Below are 20461 nucleotides of genomic sequence, written 5' to 3' on the forward strand. Positions count from 1 at the left end.
AGGAATTCCATGGCTGGCCCAACCCAGAAGGAGCGTGTCGAGCTGCTCCATGAACACAAGAACGCCGGTACGACTTACCCAGCCGGCGAAGAACTGGACGTATCACCCAGCACGGCTGCCTGGCTGTACCGCAACAACATTGCCAAGCCGGCAACGGCAAAGCAGTCCATTTCCACTCTCTCGGAGCCTGAAGCATGAGCTACGCACCCGTCATCCTGACCCCTGAAAAACACTCTTACTCGGTCTCCGGCCAGATCCTGATGGCTGAGTATGGTGTCCCAAAGTACACCCCGTTTGCCATGGTCGAAACCGCCGACCTGACCATTGAGCAGGAAACCCAGGAGCTGCCGGACTCCTACACCGGCCAGGGCAACTACGACAAGTTGTATTCGGTGAAGTCGGTATCCCTGGATTTGAAGGTGACCACCTTCCAGCCGGAAATCATTGCTGAAATGACCATGGGCGTGGCTAACAAACGTGCTGAGTTGGCGATTACGGACGAAGTCCAGACCGCTTACCAGGGCGCGTTGGTACCGCTGGAAAATATCGGTGCCGGTGATTTTGTTGTCGCCCCCAATGCGGGTGGCCAGCCGTATATCGCGGGCAAGGACTACTTCCCGACTGCTGCCGGCATCATCCCGTTGGCCGGTGGCGGTATCGCGGACGGCACCAAGATCAAAGTCAGCTATAAGGCACTGCAGGCCAATGTTGTCGAATGGCTGGCCGGCTCCCAGAAAGAGCGCAGCCTGATCTTCCATGGTGTTAACAAGGCCAGCCGCAAGCAGGTGGTGATGGAAGTGTTCCGGGGTAAGTTCGGTTTTGCCGACAAGTACTCCATCCTGGGCAAGGATTTCCGCAGTGCCGGCCTGAAGTTTGAGGTACTGGCAGACCCGCTGCAGACCGGTGACGGCCTGTCGCAGTGGGTACGCGAAACCCTGCTCAGCTAAACCACTACCTCACCGATGGGCGCAGCCTGGCTGCGCCCTGGAGCTTGTCATGCGTATCGAAAAACCCACCCCTATCGGTGACCACGTCATCACCATCCGCGAACTGACTGTCGCAGATATTCGTGCCTTGCTGGTTGAGTCCATGCAGCAGCATGGCGATGTCGGACTGATCCCGGCGCAGGCTGATCTGGTGCTGAATGCCACCCTGTTGCCGGATCTGCGCCTGGACGAGCTGCGCGCCATGGCACCGATGGAGCCTGAGCTGCTGGATAGCTTGGCCGACTCTGAACTGCAGGTGCTGCGCGACAAGTGCCGGGAGTTGAACCCGCTTTTTTTCGGCATGAAGGCGCGGCTGGAACAGGCGCAGGCCAAGGCGGAGATGATCGCCCTGGCCCAGCTGAACAGCTAAGCCAACTGGAAACCAATCTGGGCCGGCTGATTGAAGCGGGCCACCCCAATGCAGCGCAATACCCGCTGCGCTTCTTTGCTGCCGTCATTGATGATCTGAATAGCCGAAACGCCACATGAAAACCCTGGAATACCTGATCAAGGCCAACAGCTCCGACTTTGTCACTGCGGTGACCAAGGCAGAAACCATCTATGGCCAGGCACTCAAGGGCATGGCGGACAAGGCCAAACAGATCAGCCTGTTCAAGCAGGCCAAGGACGAGGCTGACAGCACCGGTACTGCCCTGGTCAAGCTGAAGACCACGGCTGAGCAGGTGCGCAAGGCGCTGGGTGACAGTGGCGGAACCTTGCAGCAAAACCAGCAGTTGGCCCAGACCGAAGCAGCCATCAACAAGACCGAGGCTGCGATGCGCGGCCAGGTGACTGCTGTAGTCTCTATGCGCCAGGCACTTGCTGCGGCCGGTGTCGACACCCGCAATCTGGCTGCCGAGCAGGACAAGATGGCCAGCGCGATTGCCAGAGCCAGTGGCAATGTGAATGGCCAGCGCCGACTGGACGGTGCCCGTGACGTCCTGGGCATCCGCTCCCAGACCGATATCCAGCGTGAAATCCAGCAGGTGTCGGCTGCATTCTCGCGGCTGAGCCAGAACCCGGCCATCAGCATGGCCGAGCTGTCCAGGGCGGCCACGGCTACCAAGGCCCGGATTGCTGAATTGCGCACCGAGCTGCAGGGCACGATGCCGGCCAGCAGCTTCCTGATGACCGGTGCCGGCAAGCTGGTGGCTATGGCCAGTGCGGTGGTGTCGCTCAATGCTGCACTGGCGCTGACCCGCAGCATCCTGTCCACGGCTGGCCAGTTTGAAACCCTGCGCACCCAGTTAAACGCCGTTGAAAAGTCGGCCACCAAGGGTGGTGACGCCTTCGCTTACATCAAGCAGCAGGCAGTCAATACCCCGTTCCAGGTCACCAACCTGACCCAGACCTATATCCGGCTGCGCAATTACGGGCTGGACCCTACGGCCGGCAGCATGCAGGCCATCATCGACCAGGCTGCCAAGCTGGGCGCGTCCCAGGAAATGCTGGAGCGCATCACCCTGGCACTCGGCCAGGCCTGGACCAAGCAGAAGCTGCAAGGCGAAGAGATCATGCAGCTCAACGAGGCCGGTGTCCCGGTGTGGGATCTGCTGTCCAAGGCCATGAACAAGTCGGCCGCCGAGCTGATGAAGATGTCCGAAAACGGCCAGCTGGGCCGGGAGGCCATCACCGCCTTGATGCAGGCCATGGAGAACGATGCGGCCGGTGCAGCGGCATCTCAGATGCAGACCTGGAATGGCGTGGTATCCAATGCCACCGACCTGTGGCAGGAGTTCCTGGACAGTATTGGCCAGGCCGGGCTGCTGCAGTTTGCCAAGGACAGCATCAACCAGCTGACGGCTGCGCTGCAGAAGATGAAGGAAACCGGCGAGCTGTCCCGGATCGCCCACGACATCGCAGACGCGCTGCAGGCCTTGGGCAAGATCGCCATCGGTACGGCCAAATTCATCACCACCCATCACGATGCCATTCTGGCGGTGGCCACTGTCTATGGAGCGTTGGCCGCCAAGAAGCTGTTTGCTGGCCTTGCCACCGATCTGGTGACGTTTGGTACTGCTGCCAGCAAGGCAGCGACTGCATTGAAGGAGTTAAAAGAGGCCCAAACCGTGGGCGATATCGTTAACACGGTGGTCGGCAAAGGTGGTGTTAAAAAAGCAGCCGCGTCAGCTTCTACCGTGACAAAGGTAGCCGGAGGTGTGTTGGAAGGGGCCTCCTATGCGCAAGGTGTCGGTATGGCAGAAACCTACCGCCTGGCGAAGACAGTGCCCGCAGCAACCTCGGGCGGTGCAGCTGAGGGGGCAAAGGTCGCTGAGTCGGTAGCACTCCAATCCGGTAAGGCTTGGACAGCTGCTGCGAATGTTGCCAAAAAAGCCTGGTCGGGCGTTACCGCCGAAGTCGCCTTTACTTCTACGTCCTCGCTGGCAGGTGTTTCTGCCTTGATTGCCCGCTTCACGGTATGGGGGACGGTGGCCTATGCCGCATACAAGGCACTTGAACCCATCATCAGCAACACCATTGATCTGCACCAGATGGAGGCGGATGCCCTGGAGCAGAAGCGGCAGAAGCTGGAGGAAATTAACCGACTAATCCGTGAGGGCGCGAAACAAGAGGGTGGCGCTGGCACCGGATCTGTAACGCGGGTCTACTCAGAAAGCGAACTGCAAGGCTCAACTAAAAAGCAACTGGACGAGTATCGCCAGAACCTGGAGCGCGCCCACAAGATACAGATGGACCAGGCCAATATGCGGGCGCAGGAGGTAACCCGGGCTGGGGGTGTGTCTGACCAAGATGCGCAGTACCAGCAGTCGCTGGCTGAGTCGATCAAGTATGCAAAGGCACTCAAGGATCTGGATGCCTACGAGGCCAAGCGCATCAAGATCGCCAGCGATGCAGCGAACACCCTCAAGGCGGTCAAGAATGGTGAACTTGAAAACCTTGCAGCCGATCTGGCCAAGGAGCAGAAGCTATACGACAAGGCCAACGAGCAGCTGCAAGCGGCGGTTGCGGATCGCAAGAAGCACCAGGACGCATGGGCCAACAATAAAGCGGTCGACCCTGCAGCCAAGGCCGCAGAGCCGCAGGGTGTCACTGACTACTACGAAAGCCTGCGCAAGGCCAATGAGCTGGCTCGCAAGGCCGCGACCAGCCAGCAGACAGCCGGAAATACCGGACTGGATAGCGATTTCCAGAAAGCCGCCCGCGATGCCTCTGCCGCTGAAACGGCATTCAGCCGGGTGATGGAGGTGATCAACCAGCTGCGCACAAACGGCAAGATCACCGAGGGCGAATTCAACTTCATGAATGACCAGGCAGGCCGTGCCCAGGACAGCGCCGATGCCGGCATGGAGAAGACCGCCAAATCCACCCTGCAGAAAGCCATGGAGCAGATTGAGTCGATCAAGGCTGCCGTGGCCAGTGTGCAAAAAATGGAGATCCCGCTAGGACTGGATGGGAAACCGGCTGTTACCGACCTGGAAAGCATTCAGAACATGCTCCAGCAGGCGGCAGCGAAGCATCCGGTCCAGATCGCCACTACGCTGGTCGGACCCGCTGCAAAGTACCTGCAGGATGCCCGTAAGGAAATCAACCTGGCTGACCGCCCCTTGTCTGAAATCCAGTCCAATGCCGAAGGTGGTGCCATTTCTGGCCCCGGTACCGGCACCTCGGACAGCATCCTCAGCTGGCTGAGCAATGGGGAATTCGTGGTCAAGGCTGCAGCCACCAGCTACTACGGCCCCGGCCTGCTGCAGGCCATCAACCAGATGCGCCTGCCACGCTTTGCTGTCGGTGGCGCTGTTGGCCAGTTACCGGCAGTGAGCCGCGCCATGGCGGGCATTCCTACCATGCAGGCAGCTGCGGCCGCCAGCCCGGCCAGCCAGAAGACCCCGCTCAATATCTACCTGCCAGGCCAGGCAGACCCGGTGCCGCTCTATGGCGATGACGATGCCGTCCAGCAACTAGTGAAGGCCGCCACCCTGATGAACCTGAAACAAGGCTGAACATGGCAAACGTCCACGAATACGCACTGACCCTCGGCATTGATGGCACGTTAATTCCCGTCAAAGCCGTCGTGAAATTAACGCAGACCTATGAACGTGCCGGTGGGCGCAATCTGCTGCGCATGCGCTCCGGTCGGGGCGTGATGCAGTCCCGCTGGGAGAAGATCCGTTCCGATATCGCCGCCACCGGCTGGATGCCGGCACCACTGGCTGCACTGGATCAAACCATCCCCCACATTCTGGACTGCGCCGCGCCCAGGGCGGTGCCAATTGGCACGGTAGTCAGCGAACGCCCGGACATCCCAGGCGTAGTCCGCAATGGCATGTATTACTACTGGCCGCGCCTGACCGGCTTTATCACGATTACCGAGAACACCGATATCCGCTCCGCGAGCTGGGGCTGGAATCTGCATTTTGAGGAGCAATAATGGCAGTCCCCAATAGTTTCTATTCTCCCCGTGTTGCTCCGAATCCAGGTCAGGCTGTTTATCTGGATGGCTGGGAAACCACGCTGACTGCAGAATGGAGCGGAACGGGAACACCCCAACTGGAGAACTGGATCAATCTGGATACCATCCTGCTCCAGTTTCCCAATTCTTATGCGAATCTTGTATTTGAATGGGCAGTTGATGGTGTGACCTATCGCCAACCTGGCGTTGCTTATGCAATGGAGGGAAATGTTTATGCCGAGAAGGTTGGCATCGGGATGGCAACCAATGCGGTGTCTTTTGATGATGCCAGCAAACCCATTCCCAACGGAGCCAGGGTTTATCTTCCCCTCATGGCGGAAGATATTCAGTTCCTGGTTAACTTCTCTCCGGTATTGCTGCCTTATACGGTGCAGGATAACGCATGGGTTTCTGCAACCACCCACTATTTCCAAAAGCCGTATGGCCCGGATGGAAGGAGATATGTTTTCCCCAATATTGTGGATGGGGATAAGGGCCTGGTATTGCTATGCGCGTTTACCAGCCGTGGCTATGTCGTTATCCAGGAGCAAAAGCTGACTGGTGAGCTGAACTGGTTTGATATGCCAGCCATCACCAATAACAATGGCGGCACGCTATCATGATGTTCGGTTTATCTCAGTTCGGCCTGACGCCCATTGGCTTGGCCGACTCGACAGCAAGGGGACCGGCCGGACAAGCCGTCTCCTTGCCGCTGGTGATTACCGTTGCGCATGCCCAGTCTCTGCCCGCAGAGGCATGGGATGTCAGGGTGACGCTGGGTGGTGTGGATGTCTCTGACCGCATTGCCGGGGAAGTCACTATCGAAGCCGAGGAAGACTCGGCCCGTATCGCCACGGTCAGGCTGCTCCTGGTCGCTGGCGAGTCGTTTGCCAGCCTGTCTGGCGCAGTCCTGCTCATTGATGTGCAGCACACCCGCCTGAGTGCCTGGGTACGGCGGTTTACCGGGCGTGTTGCATTGCCAGAGATTGACGCTGAAACCGGCATTGCCACCCTGCATGGTACGGATGGCCGGCGCGACTCGCTGGCCCTGGCCACGCGCACCGAGCTGGATGCCTTGCTCGGTGGCTTCTGGTCGCCCCATGTGTTTGCCCGCTATGCAGACAGCCTGCAGTACGCCCAGGATCGGCTGTCCACACTGCCCGCCGCCTATGATCTTGATGTGTATGGTGCCCCCCGGCTGACGCCGTGGGCCGGTCTGGCTTCCCGGCTGACGTTGACGGACGACGATCTGGCAGACGGATCGCTTGCGATCCAGCCGGCTGCCCGTCAGTCCGTGGTCAACCTGGTCACCAATGACAATATTGGCGTCCAGCCGGTCAGTACCACCCCGATTTGCCATCTTGCTGACAATAAAACCCTGACCACCAATCCCCAGCCAACCCTGACCGGTATCGCCGTGCCTGGCATGAATATCCGGGTGGACATTGCTGGCCAGGTGCTGACGACCGTGGCGGGAAGCACCGGCTCCTGGTCCGTCACGACCAAGCTGCTGGCCGACGGCCGCTACACCCCCAAGGTCACACTCAGTGCCGGCGCAGCCTCCTGCATCATGTGGGGCACGCCATTCCAGGTGGCCAGAGACGGCAAAGGCAGCGCGGTGACCAGCGAGTCGGCTATGGAGCAGGTTGTGGATTGCAGCCTGCAGTATCGCTACCCGCGACTGCATGAGTACCGCCGCGTCATCAACTGGAGCATGGGCCTGTCCTATGGTGAGTTTGTACGGGGACGTAATGGCAAGCCGTTCAAGCTGCCCGAAAAGAGCCTGTTCCGTTCAGCCGTGGAAAGCAGTGGCTGGAAGCTGCGCTCGGAGGCCTGGACCGCACCGCTGCAGGGCACCCAGTACGTTGGCTATGTGGATGCCTCCGGGGCGATTATTGAAGGAAACCCGTCCTCCAGTGCAGTGGCTATCCTGACCTTCCGCAACGACTATACCGGCCCGGCTGCCGACGATCCGCGCTGTGCCGGCGCACTCCTGCAAATCGCCAGGCGTGTGGTGCAATCCATGACAGAGCGCTGGCGCATTACTGTCCAGGCTCCAGATAGCGTAGCGGCACTGGGTACGTTGAAGAAGCAGGGGCAGACAGTCAGCATGGATGCCTCTGGCCTGTTTGATGCGACTGCCTGGACTGAATCGACAACCATGCAGCCTGATATCGGCACCACCACGGACCTGACCACGCTGGCCAGTGCGAGTCGTGATGATGCCAACCTTGCGCTGCAGACGCTGGCGGCCATCGCCCGTCGCCAGATCCTGGCATCGCACCGGACCACCCGAGTGCAATTCAAAGCGCAAAGCAACCCACTGCTGGATGTGGACATGGGTGTGACCTTGAACAGTGTCGACATGCTGGCCAGCGGCAAGGTGGCACGCCTGGTAGAGCATTACGACACCTCTGCCGGCAGCGCCATCACCGATGTGGAACTGGCTATTTCCGGGCTGGTGGCTGCCGGTACTGCCAATAGCGATCCGATCCTGGCACCGGAACTCACCAGCCTGCCGAACATGTCGCAGGCAGATAGCGCGGATCTGGGTACTTGCTTGGAGGGTCTGGGAACCTACAGTGCCACCACCACCGGTTACACCACCGGTGCCGCGGGCGATAGCAGCTCGGCTTATCCCCATGAAGTGGCGATTGCGGTGCCGGATATTCCGGTGTTTTTGACTGACCCTGTTTCGCGGGAGCTGGCCTACAACATCACCGTGGCCATCCCGGTTGATACCCTGGAAATGCGATGAGTCTGACCTTTGGGTTTTATGAAGACGCGGGCCGGACCCTGCCGCTGGCCAGCCTGGCCATCAAGGGCGGCACGGCTACCCGGATCTGGGTGGGAACGGATGGCACCGCCCAAGCCCAGGCCGCGAGTGGCGGCAGCATCACGCTGACAGCCAATGCAGTACTGCCTGGTGTGCCAGCCAGCGCCATCCACCTGGCTACCTCACTGTCTGCGCTGGCCAGCGCCAGTGCCTCTGTCGATCTGGGCCAGGTGGTCAGCGGCATGCAGGCCGTGTGGCTGCTGGTCGACCAGTCCGCGCTGGCGGATGGGGAGTACAGCAATGTCTCCCTGGTAACCAACCCGATCTATGAGAGCTGAGCCATGGCACGGATGAATGCACAGCAGGCAGCAGAAGTCGCCAAGGCTCTTGCCGGTCAGAACAATCAACCCACCGCCAGCGGCAACCTGCCGGCAGTCAGCGGGCCGGGTGGCATTGCCGGGGGTATCTTCCGGGGCAAGGCCAAGGAAGCGGCCAGTGCGTCCGGTGGTGCTGGGCTGGCTGCGGCCTATGTGGAAACGGCCCGGACCTATGCGGATGAAACCAACGGCACCGTGATGTATTTCAGTCATGACGGCATGTTCCGCATTGGAATGGTACCGCTCAAAACATTGACGATTGCTGAAGCCACCAGTGCGGGCACTGCGATCAGCGGAACGGCAGTCACCATTACATTCAGCGGAGATGTGCCGCAATGATGGTCAAGCCAGTTAGCCTGGGATTCTTTGGCGGAATGATCAAAGACTGCGGGACAAATCGTCAGGGTAAGTTTGTACGCGAAATGGACAGTGCCACGTTCGATTGGGACGGCATAGTCGCTGGCTGGGCACCGTTTAGACCGCATTTCATTCCTGGTACCGGCACAGTCAAGGACGGCGGTTTACCCGCATATGTAAACGAAATTGCAATACCAGGTGCGCCGCACAATGTACCAGGTGCACGCAATACCGTTTGGGGGTCAGGCCCGACCCTGGCGATTTATGGGACTATCGTTCCAAACTACCAAGGCACGGTGTCATGGCTAGTGCCCCTGACGCTGGGAGAGGTGATCTGGGTGGGAATGCCCGGTGGTGGTGGCTGGGTATCTACGGTACCGATCAATCATCAGCCATCTATTGCGATGAATAAACAGGGTGATGACTTCCGTGGCAATCCGCTATGGGTTTCCGCGTCATTGAATGGCAAGAAAGCCATCATCCGGGATGATCGGGGCTATTTCTATGAACTAGACATTACTGTCAACAAAGTCGAGAACGTCCAGAACACCTCTACCGACAGCACGGTACGCTATGACATTTCTGCCCAAATTCAGCGGAAAGATAACCCTTTGGTAATTGGGGATAGTGAGAGCTTTAACTCGGATGCGTGGATCATCAAGGACGATGTTCCTGTCGCCTTCAATATGGCGCAAGGCCAGTATGAAACAACAAGTCTGAACTATGTCGAGGTAGGCAGCTTTAATGGGCATTCATACGGTTATGCATGGAAGAAATCCAGACTGGTGGCTCATGTTGGCTCGTTCACGCATACCCGATATATCGAATCATATGCCAGCGAGTATTCAGGCATGGTCTCCGGTGTCGGTGGATTTTTGTGCGATATCAACCCTGCCAATGACCCAAGTCTGACCGGGGAAAAAATCAATGCCATGTTCAATGAGGTATGGGCTGCCATGCCGCCTGAAGTAATCCGGTGCGAGGTGGCTGGTGTCGATATCGGCTATGAGCTGGCAACGTACCCTGGGTTTTCGAGCAGCCGCGTCAGCGTGTACAAGAACCTTGCCCAGATCCTGTTATTCGATACCAGCGGCAATCCGCATTACGTTTACTGGGACATGGTGAATGACCGGCCATTCAGTGAGGATCATATCGTGCGTAAGAATGCAGCCGCGACATATGTCCGGGCTCTCTCTCCCGACCGGATTTACCTGTCCGATGACAGCAATGATATGAGCTGCTGGTTTGTGTAGCAGGCCGAACCCCTTCCCCCGTTCCTCCAAAGCAGAAACACCGGACACTTGGCACTCAATGTCCGGTGTTTTGTTTTGAGAGGCCACTTTGCTCCCCTATGTCCGCACATCCCCGTTGATCATCGTCCAGGGCTGCACCTTTGTGCACACCTGGGAGTGGATTGCCGGTGGCCAGCCAGTCGACCTGACCGGGACCGAGTTTGAACTGGTGGCCAAGGCCAGCACGGACAACGCTACCGCGCTGATCCACCTCACCACCGCCAATGGTGGCATTACGGTCAGCGGCAATGCCGTCAGCCTCCGCATTGAGGAGGCAGCAACACGGGCATACACCTGGCGTGATGCTGTTTTTAACCTGCGGGTTAAATGGCCGGGACCGGAGCCGCGCCGGGTTGACCCCTTCATGACAGGCCGGATTGAAGTCCGCCCAGGAGTGCTTGCATGACTGAAGTGATTGAACTGGTACTGGAGCAAACCGAGGTCGACCGGGAACAAATTGTGGACTTGGGCCGGCAAGGCCCACCTGGTCCGCAAGGGCCTGCCGGTACCGATGAGTTCGATATCGACCTCGCCTTGAACTACCAAATTGCCAAACTCTAGGAGTGCAAATGTCTCTGCAAACTCGCATCAATGAGCTGTCCAGCGCAATCGCAGCTGACTACAAGGTACTGAAGGCTGCGCAGGGGAATCTGGCTGCACTCAATACCACGGCTAAAAGCAACCTGGTGGCGGCCATCAATGAGCTGTTGGCGGCCATGCCGGCGGCCGGAGCGGTCATCAATGACAGCGCCAGCGGCAATGCGACCACGTACTCGTCCACCCATATCGATGCGCAGCTGACTGCCCTGAAAAACCAGATACTCGGTGGTGCCTCGTCGGCCTACGACACACTGCAGGAGATTGAAGCCAAGCTGGGCAGCGACGACACGGCACTGGCCAATCTACTGGCGGCAGTGGGTAACCGGCTCAGTTTTGCTGATCCCCAGTCACTGACTGCAGCACAGCAGCTGCAAGCCTGCACCAACCTCGGCATAGGCGATCCCAGCGCTGATTTTGTTGCGGTCTACAACGCAGCCAAGGTCTAACACATGAGCCTGGTATCCAAAATCAATACGCTGGCACAGGGTATTGCGGCCGACATCAAAGCACTTGCTGCTGGTACGGGCATCGCCTTGCTAGCCGGTGGTGGCCTGTCATCCAGCGCCAGCGGCCTGCAGCTGGATACCGCAGTGGCCGTGCGCAAGGTAACAAAGACTATCGGTGATGGGGCGGCAACAACCATCACGGTGCTGCATAGCCTGGGCACCAGGCTTGTTACCGTGTCGGTGCTTGATGTGACAACGTTCCAGGCCTATGAGGTCGACTGGTCTGCTACCGACAAGGATAACGTCACATTCACATTCTCCTCAGCCCCAGCAGTTAACTCGCTGATCGTTGTTATCCACGGGTGATCTATGGCTGGTGCAAAACGCTATCTCAGCCGCCTGGCGGTGAATACATCTGACGACGGTAGCTCTTCGGTCCAGCTGATCGCGCCTGTACGCATTATGGTATCAGCCCCGGTCAACGTACCGGGCAGTGCGCACCTGTATGGCAAAATCATGGCCGGACGTACCCTGCCGCACATGCGGTCAGGTGCAGGGCGCGAAGTTCCTGTAGCAGCGGCGTTTCGCAACAGACATACCGGGTTCTGGAACTACTTCAACGGTACTCAGAATGTGCATGGAGTATCTGGCGTGGCGTCTAGCGGTACCGGCTACAACCATGCTCTTGGGAATACTGGTGTTACAGCGTCTGCTGCTGCACTTGTGTGGTGGCTAGGGCTGTACACCGCGGTCGCAACTGGTAGTAGTGCCAGCATGGTACTAAATAGCCCGCAGATAACACCAGGTGATGGCACTGGCAAAGATGGTTTCATGACCTCTATGCGCGGTGGGGCTGTTATTCAGACGCCTGCTGCTGGCATACGTGCGTTTATAGGCCTGTCCGTGAGCTATAACACTGGAACGGCTAATGTAGAGCCAAGCTCGCTGACAAACGCTGTCGGCATCGGCGTTTTGTCTACAGACTCTTCCCAATGGTATGTCGTCTACGGTGGAACTGCTGCGCAACCTGCAATACCAACCGGTATTCCAGTTTATGCGTCTACTACATCTTCATGGGAGAACGGGTCTCTCGTCGACCTGCACATTTATGCCGACCCGAATGCCTCCGGGACATATTACATCCGCGTCGAAACCGCAGACGGTAGCAGCTCGTTTGAAACGACAGTTTCAGGAGGGGCGACGACTGTTCCTCAGAACGGAATGCAGCTGTATCAACTGTGCTGGGTTAACAATAACTCGCTACCAGTAGCAGCAATGATCTTCTTATCCAAGCTCTACTACACAAAAGGGGCCTGAGATGGCGAAGCCTATACTGTCCAGGGTAGTTGTTGGTGCTGGTATATCTGATGACGGTACATCTGCATTACAGATCGCGGGAGCGGAACGCTTGGTTGCTATCAGTACACCTGCCTCTCCAATGTCGGGTTCTATGCTGCTGTACGCCAAGATGGTGGCCGGCCGCGCTATGCTTCATGTTCTTCCCGACTCCGGTAGCGAGTACGCACTGCAGACCTCCCTTTGGAAAAAAACGGTGGCGCTTGCTACTGCCTATTACGGCGGTACAGGCCTGTCCTATTTCGGTGTAGGTGCAATCACTGCAGTGGGTACAAATACTGCGCGCACCTATAACTCTGCGACGATTGCTTCACGCTCCGTGCGTTGGGGTAACGTCTCTGCTACAGCGGCTGGCTCGTTGTGCGGGTTCTACTACACGACACGCTGGCTATTGCTAGGGGATGGTTCCACTGTCGGGAGAGGGTTTTACTGGCAAAGCCGTTTTTCCATTTCGGATTCCGCCCCTGTAGCAGGTGCGCGTATGTTTGCCGGCCTGGTGGCAACAACTAGTGCCCCAACCAATGTTGAACCAAACACGCTTATAAACTGCATTGGTATCGCGCAGTTGTCGTCGGATAGTACTCAGCTGTATCTGGTGTATGGAGGAACGACAGCGCAGGCTGCAGTGCCTCTCGGTGTGAACTTCCCTGTGCAGGAGTCGCCGGGGTCGGCCAATGGAGGGGCTCTGTACGACTTGCACATCTATTCCGACCCAGCGAAAAATGGCCAAGTAATCGTACAGGTAGACCGCGTCGGCACTGCGTACAGCTTCACAAACACAATCTCGTCTGCCGGTTCATCGGCGGTACTACCTGCTGCCGGCACTCTGTTATGCCCAACAATATGGCGAACAAACAACTCTACCGCACAGGCGGTAGGGGTTGACGTTAACCGTATCTACCACGAGTTGGAACTCTGATATGTACACGTTAGATATACACACTGGTATTGTGGTACGGGATAGCGACGGTAAGCAGGTAGCTCCCTGCCAGTCTGCAGAAGACCCAGACTTTCTTAACTACCAGCAGTGGGCGAATAGCGGTGGAGAACCGACTATTGTTGATAGCACACCAATATCAGATCAGGTGCTTTAGTGAAAGTTTTAAACGGCCCGATTTTGCAGGCTGTTTTGCACCTGTCTCATGCACACCTCAGTGCAAAAGCTTGTGCGAAAGTGTGCAAAAGAATCCGCGACGTTACACCTGGCGGCTTCATTTCCGGTCAGACAAAAACAAAAAGGCCTCACAGTATTTCTACTGTAAGGCCTTGATGTGAATGGTGCCGGTAAGAGGAGTCGAACCCCCGACCTTCGCATTACGAATGCGCTGCTCTACCAACTGAGCTATACCGGCTTACCAACTTGGTAAAAAAGCCTTGAGTCTCTGTTAAGAAATTCAAGGCTTTTTCGAATCTGGTCGGAGTGAGAGGATTCGAACCTCCGGCCTCTACGTCCCGAACGTAGCGCTCTACCAGGCTAAGCTACACTCCGATATGTGTCCCGCATTTATTTCTGCGAGAGAAGCAATTTAACTGTTTTCCAGTCTTTTTGCAACATTTTTTTCAGAAATCTGGTCGGAGTGAGAGGATTCGAACCTCCGGCCTCTACGTCCCGAACGTAGCGCTCTACCAGGCTAAGCTACACTCCGCTTCCATTTTTCTGTCCTCTTAATGTCTGCTTTTTGACCTGTTTCCGGGTTACAATCAGCGACATCAGAGGACGCGCATTATGGAACATTTATGTGGTTTAAGCAACTATCTTTTTATCGATTGAATCAGGAATCCCTGCACGAAACCGGCAAACTGGTGCAAGCACTGGAAAAGACCCCGTTCCAGCATTGTGGTGGTCTCGACTGGTTCAGCGAGGGCTGGGTCGCCGCGGCCTCACATCTGGACAGCCCGGTCTACCAGGCACGCGACTGTCAGTTACTGTCACTGAAGCGCGAAGACAAAGTACTGCCGGCAGGGGTCATCCGCGACTTTGTCGAACTGAAAGTCCAGGAAATTGAAGACAAGGAACTGCGCAAGGTTGGCCGCAAGGAAAAGCTGGCGCTCAAAGAGCAAGTAACCGATGACCTGCTGCCACGTGCTTTCGTACGCACACACCGCACCACTGCTTATCTGGACTGCCGCCGTGGCTGGCTGATGGTGGATTCAGGCACTGCCAGCAAAGCCGAAGCACTGGTTTCCAAACTGCGTGAGGCCCTGCCCCCCTTCCCTGCCGCCCTGCCACGCACCAAGCTGGCACCGCACACGGCCATGACAGATTGGCTGGCTGCCGGTGAGGCTCCGTATGGTTTCGAGCTGGATGCTGATTGCGAACTGAAAGATGGCAGTGAAAATGGTGCCGTCATCCGCTGTACCAGGATGGATCTGACATCCGATGAAATTCGTCAGCATATTGCAACCGGCAAGCAAGTCACGCGCATTGGCCTGATCTGGCAAGAGAAAGTGCGTTTCATGCTGACCGATACCTTGCAATTGAAGCGGATCCAGTTCCTGGACGTTCTGCAGGAAGAAGCCAGTCAAGCCGGCGACGACAGGGAAAGCCTGTTTGAAGCAACCTTTACCTTGATGAGCGAAGAACTGGGCGAGCTGGTTGAGGCATTGATTGAAGCACTGGGTGGACTGGATGACAGCCAGGCCACATTGACACCACAAACCGGAGCAAGCGCACCAGCCAACAGTCCGGTTGTTGCACAGGTAACTGCTGCCAGCCCTGGCGATTTGCCCTGGGACTGAATCGCCTGTTCACCACGATCCACTCAAGAGCCTGCGGGCTCTTTTTTTTTGATAGCTCTAAACTAACAATCGATTTATAACAATCAATTTAACAAAACTATTGCCATCACAGATACTGCATCCATGCCAAGAGTAACACGGTTGTCAGCAAAAGTTTGTACCAGCCATTTTGTGGATGCGTTTAGCTGAGAATATTCCTATTACTTTTTAAGAAGCATCCCAGTCATAAAGAACAGGCGATGCAGTACAAATACATCAAGCAATCCAGTACACAGGGAGTGCCTCATGCAAAACCAACAAACATGGCAGGAAGTGTTGCTCGACATATTGGCTGCTTTTTCAGGTTTGCAGTGACCATACTGGAAAACAACTTCCAGACCATTCCCAAGGCAGACGAGCACATGGCGTGATGCCTGCACTGGGGAGCAAGTAGATCGACTCAGGCGAGCGAGCAAAACTCGCAATACTCACAGCGTTAGAGAACAGGAGCAAGTGATGGCACATACAACAGGTTCCGCAGGTAAATGTCCGGTCATGCACGGTGGCATGACACAGTCCAGCATGTCGAACACTGACTGGTGGCCCAAGTCGCTCAATCTGGACATCCTCCACCAGCACGACAGCAAGACCGACCCGATGGGAGCCGACTTCAACTACCGTGAAGAAGTCAAAAAGCTCGATGTTGAAATGCTCAAGCAAGATCTGAAAGCCTTGATGACCGACAGCCAGGAATGGTGGCCGGCCGACTGGGGGCATTATGGCGGACTGATGATCCGCATGGCCTGGCACGCAGCCGGCAGCTATCGCATTGCCGATGGTCGTGGTGGCGCAGGTACCGGCAACCAGCGTTTTGCCCCGCTGAACTCCTGGCCTGACAATGGCAACCTGGACAAGGCACGCCGCCTGCTGTGGCCGATCAAGAAAAAATACGGCAACAAGATTAGTTGGGCAGACCTGATGATTCTGGCTGGCAATATGGCTTATGAATCGATGGGCCTGAAGACCTTCGGCTTTTCATTTGGCCGCGAAGACATCTGGCATCCGGAAAAAGACATCTACTGGGGTTCGGAAAAGCAGTGGCTGGCACCCAGTGGTAGTGAAGGCAGTCGTTACTCCGGCGTCCGCACGCTGGAAAACCCGCTGGCAGCCGTGATGATGGGCCTGATCTACGTCAACCCGGAAGGGGTAGACGGCCAGCCAGACCCGCAAAAAACTGCATACGACATCCGCGAAACCTTTGCCCGCATGGCGATGAATGATGAAGAAACGGTTGCACTGACCGCTGGCGGTCATACCGTGGGCAAGACCCACGGCAACGGTGACGCAGCGCAACTGGGCCCGGCTCCCGAAGCGCGCCGTTGGAAGAACAAGGACTGGGCTGGATCAATCACCACAGCCGTGGCATTGGCCGCAATGCCGTCACCAGCGGCATCGAAGGAGCCTGGACCACCCACCCCACCCAATGGGATAACGGCTACTTCGACATGCTGCTGGGTCATGAATGGACGCTGACCAAGAGCCCGGCCGGTGCCTGGCAATGGATTCCGATCAACATCAAGGAAGAAGACAAGCCGGTTGACGTGGAAGACCCGAGCATCCGCTGCATGCCGATCATGACCGATGCCGACATGGCCATGAAAGTAGACCCGGTTTATCGCGAGATCCTCGAACGTTTCCATAAGGATCCGGCACACTTCTCCGAGGTGTTCGCCCGTGCCTGGTTCAAGCTGACCCACCGCGACATCGGCCCGAAAACCCGCTATATCGGCCCGGACGTGCCGCAGGAAGAGCTAATCTGGCAAGACCCGGTTCCGGCAGGCCGCCGCGACTATGATGTCGATGCCGTCAAGGCCAGGATTGCCGCCAGTGGCCTGAGCGTGGCCGAACTGGTCAGCACCGCCTGGGATAGCGCCCGCACCTTCCGTGGTTCGGACAAGCGCGGTGGTGCCAATGGTGCACGCATCCGTCTGGCTCCGCAAAAGGATTGGGAAGGCAATGAACCAGCCCGCCTGGCCAAGGTACTGACTGTACTGGAAGGTATTGCCAGCGAGTTTTCCATCAGCATTGCAGATGTGATCGTGCTGGGTGGCAATGTCGGTATCGAGCAGGCCGCACGTGCGGCAGGCCATGCCCTGACGCTGCCGTTTGCACCGGGTCGTGGCGATGCCACTGCCGAGCAGACCGATGCCGAATCGTTTGCCGTACTGGAACCGCTGGCAGATGGCTTCCGTAACTGGCAGAAGCAGGATTACATCGTCAGCGCCGAAGAACTGCTGCTGGACCGCGCTCAGCTGATGCGTCTGACTGCCAATGAAATGACCGTTCTGATTGGTGGCCTGCGCGTTCTGGATACCAACCATGCCGGCAGCAAACACGGCGTATTCACCGATAAACCGGGCCAGCTGACCAATGACTTCTTTGTCAACCTGACGGACATGGCTTACACCTGGAAGCCGGCTGGGCAGAATCTGTACGAAATTCGCGAGCGTCGCAGTGGTGCGTTGAAATGGACGGCAACACGGGTTGATCTGGTGTTTGGCTCCAATTCGATCCTGCGTGCCTATGCCGAGGTCTATGCCCAGGATGACAATCAGGAAAAATTCATCAAGGACTTTGCTGCCGCTTGGACCAAGGTAATGAACGCGGATCGTTTTGATCTGAACTAATCAGCCTCCCGACAGGCAGGACTTGCCTGCTTGCCCACAGCGGTATCGCCAGCACCGGCGGTACCGCTTTTTCATTTGCTGCTGCGCACTTTCGCCTGCAAGGCCATGCCTGCTCTCACTCTGGAGATAGCGGCAGCAGCCTATCCAGCACAGGTTGCAATTTAAAATAGCAATTGAAGTTTAGATATTATAAATTTTACTTGCGAATAATTATCATTAAAATACAACTACCAACTACCAACTACCAACTACCAACTACCAAAGGAGAGTGCCATGCCCCAAGACAAACACAACTACCACAAACCTGCCGCCAGATGGCACCAGATTCGTGTGATTGCCGGATTACTGATTGTTTGCAGTGGCTGGGGCTGGATGATCGGGTCTGCGCTGCATGGACAAGAGAAAGTGGCCGGCTCGTTTACCCAGCAGCAGACGGGTTAGCCGTAATGCTTTATTGTCTTGCCAGCCTCAGCAGCACCATTGTTTCTTATTAGTAAATAATTTAATGAAGAAATAGCCATTTTTTTAACATGGCAATCGCTTTAAGCTGTTCACATGGCAATTAGCACAGGCATGACAATCATGAGCACCCGACAAGCAGCACTGTTCATTTCACATGGCGCCCCTACCCTGCCGCTGGAAGACAGCCCGACACGCCACTTTCTGACCCGGCTGGGTGAAACGCTCCCGCGCCCCCGAGCCATTGTGGTGGTTTCCGCGCACTGGGAAACCCATATTCCCACCGTCAACCTGGCCGCCAAGCCTGAGACCATGTATGACTTCGGTGGCTTCCCTGCGGCACTGTATACATTGCGCTATCCGGCGAGTACCGACCTCGGCTTGGCCGCAGATGTGGTAGACCGTCTGCGCAATGCCGGTCTCAAAGTGGGCACTACCGACCAGCGCGCACTGGACCATGGCATGTGGACACCGCTAATGCTGATGTACCCGGCAGCAGATATCCCGCTGGTGATGGTGTCCCTGCCCCATAACGCAAGCGGGGAGACCTATTTCCAGATGGGGCGTGCGCTACGGGGCCTGCGCGATGACAATGTACTTGTCATCGGTTCTGGCAGCTATACCCACAATCTGTGGCAACTGAGCCGCGATGGCAGTACGCCGCCAGCCTGGGCCGAAGCTTTTGCCCAATGGATGGACCAGGCATTGCTGGAAAACCGTCAGCAGGACATTCTCAACTGGAAACAGAAGGCACCGCTGGCAAGGGAAAACCACCCTACCGACGAACACTTCAATCCGCTGCTGGTGATGATGGGTGCTGCCTCGGACAATACTGCGCCGGTAAAACTGCACGACGACTGGCGCATGGGCTCACTGTCCATGGCGTGCTGGCAATTTGACTGAGCAGGCAGCTGGCCCCTGACCATGGGGCCTGTACTGTAAACCGGCTGTCACAGGGTTTTCAGCTTGCCGCGAAAGTCAGCCAGGCTCTGATAGCCCTTAGCTTCCATCAGCGCTGTCAGCTCCTGCAGAATGCGGGCAAAAGCACCTTCCCCCTCCTCATAAAGACAGGTACCAATCTGCACCGCAGTCGCGCCGGCCAGGATATGCATGAACGCCTCCCGGCCACTACTGATGCCACCGCAGCCCACCACATGTTTGTCCGGCAAGCGCCGGACAAACTCGCGCACATTGGCCAGTGCCGTCGGTAATACATAAGCCCCACCCAGCCCGCCCAGCCCATCCTTGGGCTTGATCACCACGCACTCATGCTCCGGGTCAATCACCAGTCCATTACCAATCGAATTAATGCAGGTGACAAAGCGCAAACGCGGGAAGGTATTGAGTACCGTGGCCATCTGGTCAAAATGCACCGGGTCGAAATAGGGCGGCAATTTGACCCCGAATTCACCGGGATAGACCTCGCTCATGGCCTGCAAACTTGCCAGACATGCGGCAGGATCGTAGCCCAACTGCGGCTTGCCAGGCAGGTTCGGACAGGACAGATTGACTTCCGGGATACAGGGCAGATCCTGCTCGGCCAGGGTGGCCAACATCTGCAGGTTGTCTTGCAGACTCATGCCGGAGAGCGACAAAAACAGCGGCTTGCCTTCTTCATGCGGATAGCCACGCGCATAGTCCAGATAGTAGTCAAACCCGGCATTGGGCAAGCCCATCGAGTTGATGCTGCCCAGCGGCGTTGTGCAGTAGCGCGGTTCAGGATTGCCGTCTCTGGGCTGCAAGGTACAGCTTTTGGTAATCACAGCACCGGCAGCCGAATGACGGACTTGCTCCAGTTCTTCCACCGAGCGGCACATTACACCGGAAGCATTGTACAGAGGGTTGGTCATGGTCAGACCAAGCCAGGAAACAGAAAGGTCTAGCTGCATGATCGCTCGCCTCACCATCAAAATGCGCAGTCTGAGCGCCGCTGGCAAAGCGGGTACTGCGCCACGTCAAACGCCATGAAAAACGGCCGTCAGGCGGCCGTTTTCTG

At 57.1% G+C, this 20461-nt stretch carries 22 protein-coding genes and 3 tRNA genes; 21 read left to right on the plus strand and 4 right to left on the minus strand.

Translation table 11 applies throughout. The features are described from left to right. Window positions 1-9 precede the first annotated feature (9 nt). The 16 genes from AWT75_RS00400 (at window position 10) to AWT75_RS21150 (ending at window position 13520) form a co-directional block, all read left to right on the plus strand. Window positions 10-198: a DUF7210 family protein gene (locus AWT75_RS00400; protein ID WP_062786040.1), complete on the plus strand. Its 189-nt coding sequence runs from the start codon at window positions 10-12 to the stop codon at window positions 196-198. Continuing rightward, on the plus strand, window positions 195-947 hold the full coding sequence (locus AWT75_RS00405; protein ID WP_062786043.1) for a phage tail tube protein: 753 nt from the start codon (window positions 195-197) through the stop codon (window positions 945-947). The genes AWT75_RS00400 and AWT75_RS00405 overlap by 4 nt, the downstream gene beginning before the upstream one ends. Before the next feature lie 49 nt (window positions 948-996). Beyond that, window positions 997-1356 carry a hypothetical protein gene (locus AWT75_RS00410; protein WP_062786046.1) on the plus strand — a complete coding sequence of 120 codons (360 nt, stop codon included), beginning with the start codon at window positions 997-999 and terminating at the stop codon, window positions 1354-1356. Window positions 1357-1471: 115 nt separating this feature from the next. After that, window positions 1472-4948 carry a tape measure protein gene (locus tag AWT75_RS00415; protein ID WP_062786049.1) on the plus strand — a complete coding sequence of 1159 codons (3477 nt, stop codon included), beginning with the start codon at window positions 1472-1474 and terminating at the stop codon, window positions 4946-4948. A 2-nt stretch (window positions 4949-4950) separates the two neighbouring features. Then, a complete protein-coding gene (locus AWT75_RS00420; protein WP_062786054.1) occupies window positions 4951-5376 on the plus strand; it encodes a hypothetical protein in 426 nt (141 codons plus the stop codon). Continuing rightward, on the plus strand, window positions 5376-6020 hold the full coding sequence (locus AWT75_RS00425; protein ID WP_062786057.1) for a hypothetical protein: 645 nt from the start codon (window positions 5376-5378) through the stop codon (window positions 6018-6020). The genes AWT75_RS00420 and AWT75_RS00425 overlap by 1 nt, the downstream gene beginning before the upstream one ends. Further along, entirely contained in the window at window positions 6017-8155 is a 2139-nt protein-coding gene (locus AWT75_RS00430) for an Ig-like domain-containing protein (protein WP_153013194.1), read from the plus strand. Before AWT75_RS00425 ends, AWT75_RS00430 begins: the two co-directional genes overlap by 4 nt. Beyond that, window positions 8152-8511: a hypothetical protein gene (locus tag AWT75_RS00435; protein WP_062786066.1), complete on the plus strand. Its 360-nt coding sequence runs from the start codon at window positions 8152-8154 to the stop codon at window positions 8509-8511. The genes AWT75_RS00430 and AWT75_RS00435 overlap by 4 nt, the downstream gene beginning before the upstream one ends. Window positions 8512-8514: 3 nt before the next feature. Continuing rightward, window positions 8515-8889: a hypothetical protein gene (locus AWT75_RS00440; RefSeq protein WP_153013195.1), complete on the plus strand. Its 375-nt coding sequence runs from the start codon at window positions 8515-8517 to the stop codon at window positions 8887-8889. After that, window positions 8886-10160 (plus strand): hypothetical protein, encoded by a 1275-nt coding sequence (locus tag AWT75_RS00445; protein WP_062786073.1) that lies wholly within the window; start codon window positions 8886-8888, stop codon window positions 10158-10160. The genes AWT75_RS00440 and AWT75_RS00445 overlap by 4 nt, the downstream gene beginning before the upstream one ends. Window positions 10161-10275: 115 nt before the next feature. Then, on the plus strand, window positions 10276-10605 hold the full coding sequence (locus AWT75_RS00450; RefSeq protein ID WP_062786076.1) for an LtfC-like domain-containing protein: 330 nt from the start codon (window positions 10276-10278) through the stop codon (window positions 10603-10605). Then, window positions 10602-10760: a hypothetical protein gene (locus AWT75_RS21610; protein WP_161937709.1), complete on the plus strand. Its 159-nt coding sequence runs from the start codon at window positions 10602-10604 to the stop codon at window positions 10758-10760. The genes AWT75_RS00450 and AWT75_RS21610 overlap by 4 nt, the downstream gene beginning before the upstream one ends. A gap of 8 nt (window positions 10761-10768) precedes the next feature. Further along, window positions 10769-11245, plus strand: a complete 477-nt coding sequence (locus AWT75_RS00455) for a hypothetical protein (protein ID WP_062786268.1) — start codon at window positions 10769-10771, stop codon at window positions 11243-11245. A gap of 3 nt (window positions 11246-11248) precedes the next feature. Beyond that, window positions 11249-11611: a hypothetical protein gene (locus tag AWT75_RS00460; protein WP_062786079.1), complete on the plus strand. Its 363-nt coding sequence runs from the start codon at window positions 11249-11251 to the stop codon at window positions 11609-11611. A 3-nt stretch (window positions 11612-11614) separates the two neighbouring features. Beyond that, on the plus strand, window positions 11615-12562 hold the full coding sequence (locus AWT75_RS21145; RefSeq protein ID WP_153013196.1) for a hypothetical protein: 948 nt from the start codon (window positions 11615-11617) through the stop codon (window positions 12560-12562). Window position 12563: 1 nt separating this feature from the next. Continuing rightward, window positions 12564-13520: a hypothetical protein gene (locus AWT75_RS21150; RefSeq protein ID WP_153013197.1), complete on the plus strand. Its 957-nt coding sequence runs from the start codon at window positions 12564-12566 to the stop codon at window positions 13518-13520. Window positions 13521-13877: 357 nt separating this feature from the next. Here AWT75_RS21150 and AWT75_RS00470 read toward each other — a convergent pair. The 3 genes from AWT75_RS00470 to AWT75_RS00480 all read right to left on the minus strand — a co-directional run bounded on the left by AWT75_RS00470 (window position 13878) and on the right by AWT75_RS00480 (window position 14247). Next, window positions 13878-13953: transfer RNA gene (locus tag AWT75_RS00470), tRNA-Thr, on the minus strand. A 60-nt stretch (window positions 13954-14013) separates the two neighbouring features. Further along, window positions 14014-14090 (minus strand) — tRNA-Pro (locus AWT75_RS00475). An 80-nt stretch (window positions 14091-14170) separates the two neighbouring features. Further along, window positions 14171-14247, minus strand: a tRNA-Pro gene (locus AWT75_RS00480). Between the two features lie 91 nt (window positions 14248-14338). On the opposite strand from AWT75_RS00480, the gene AWT75_RS00485 reads away from it, so the two are divergent. The 5 genes from AWT75_RS00485 to AWT75_RS00495 all read left to right on the plus strand — a co-directional run bounded on the left by AWT75_RS00485 (window position 14339) and on the right by AWT75_RS00495 (window position 19368). Further along, window positions 14339-15340, plus strand: coding sequence for a recombination-associated protein RdgC (locus AWT75_RS00485; protein WP_062786085.1), 1002 nt, complete (start codon window positions 14339-14341; stop codon window positions 15338-15340). A gap of 561 nt (window positions 15341-15901) precedes the next feature. Continuing rightward, complete coding sequence (locus AWT75_RS22475; protein WP_239689407.1) at window positions 15902-16852, plus strand: peroxidase family protein; 951 nt, start codon at window positions 15902-15904, stop codon at window positions 16850-16852. 122 nt (window positions 16853-16974) lie between these two features. Beyond that, window positions 16975-18006, plus strand: a complete 1032-nt coding sequence (locus AWT75_RS22480) for a peroxidase family protein (RefSeq protein WP_239689414.1) — start codon at window positions 16975-16977, stop codon at window positions 18004-18006. Window positions 18007-18279: 273 nt separating this feature from the next. Beyond that, window positions 18280-18447: a hypothetical protein gene (locus AWT75_RS21615; protein WP_161937710.1), complete on the plus strand. Its 168-nt coding sequence runs from the start codon at window positions 18280-18282 to the stop codon at window positions 18445-18447. 141 nt (window positions 18448-18588) lie between these two features. Beyond that, on the plus strand, window positions 18589-19368 hold the full coding sequence (locus AWT75_RS00495; protein WP_062786088.1) for a DODA-type extradiol aromatic ring-opening family dioxygenase: 780 nt from the start codon (window positions 18589-18591) through the stop codon (window positions 19366-19368). Between the two features lie 47 nt (window positions 19369-19415). Here AWT75_RS00495 and AWT75_RS00500 read toward each other — a convergent pair whose 3' ends face one another. Beyond that, window positions 19416-20354 (minus strand): dihydroorotate oxidase, encoded by a 939-nt coding sequence (locus tag AWT75_RS00500; RefSeq protein WP_062786092.1) that lies wholly within the window; start codon window positions 20352-20354, stop codon window positions 19416-19418. Window positions 20355-20461 lie beyond the last annotated feature (107 nt).

The sequence above is a fragment of the Aquitalea pelogenes genome (assembly GCF_001515305.1).
In the GTDB taxonomy this organism is placed as follows: Bacteria; Pseudomonadota; Gammaproteobacteria; order Burkholderiales; family Chromobacteriaceae; genus Aquitalea; species Aquitalea pelogenes.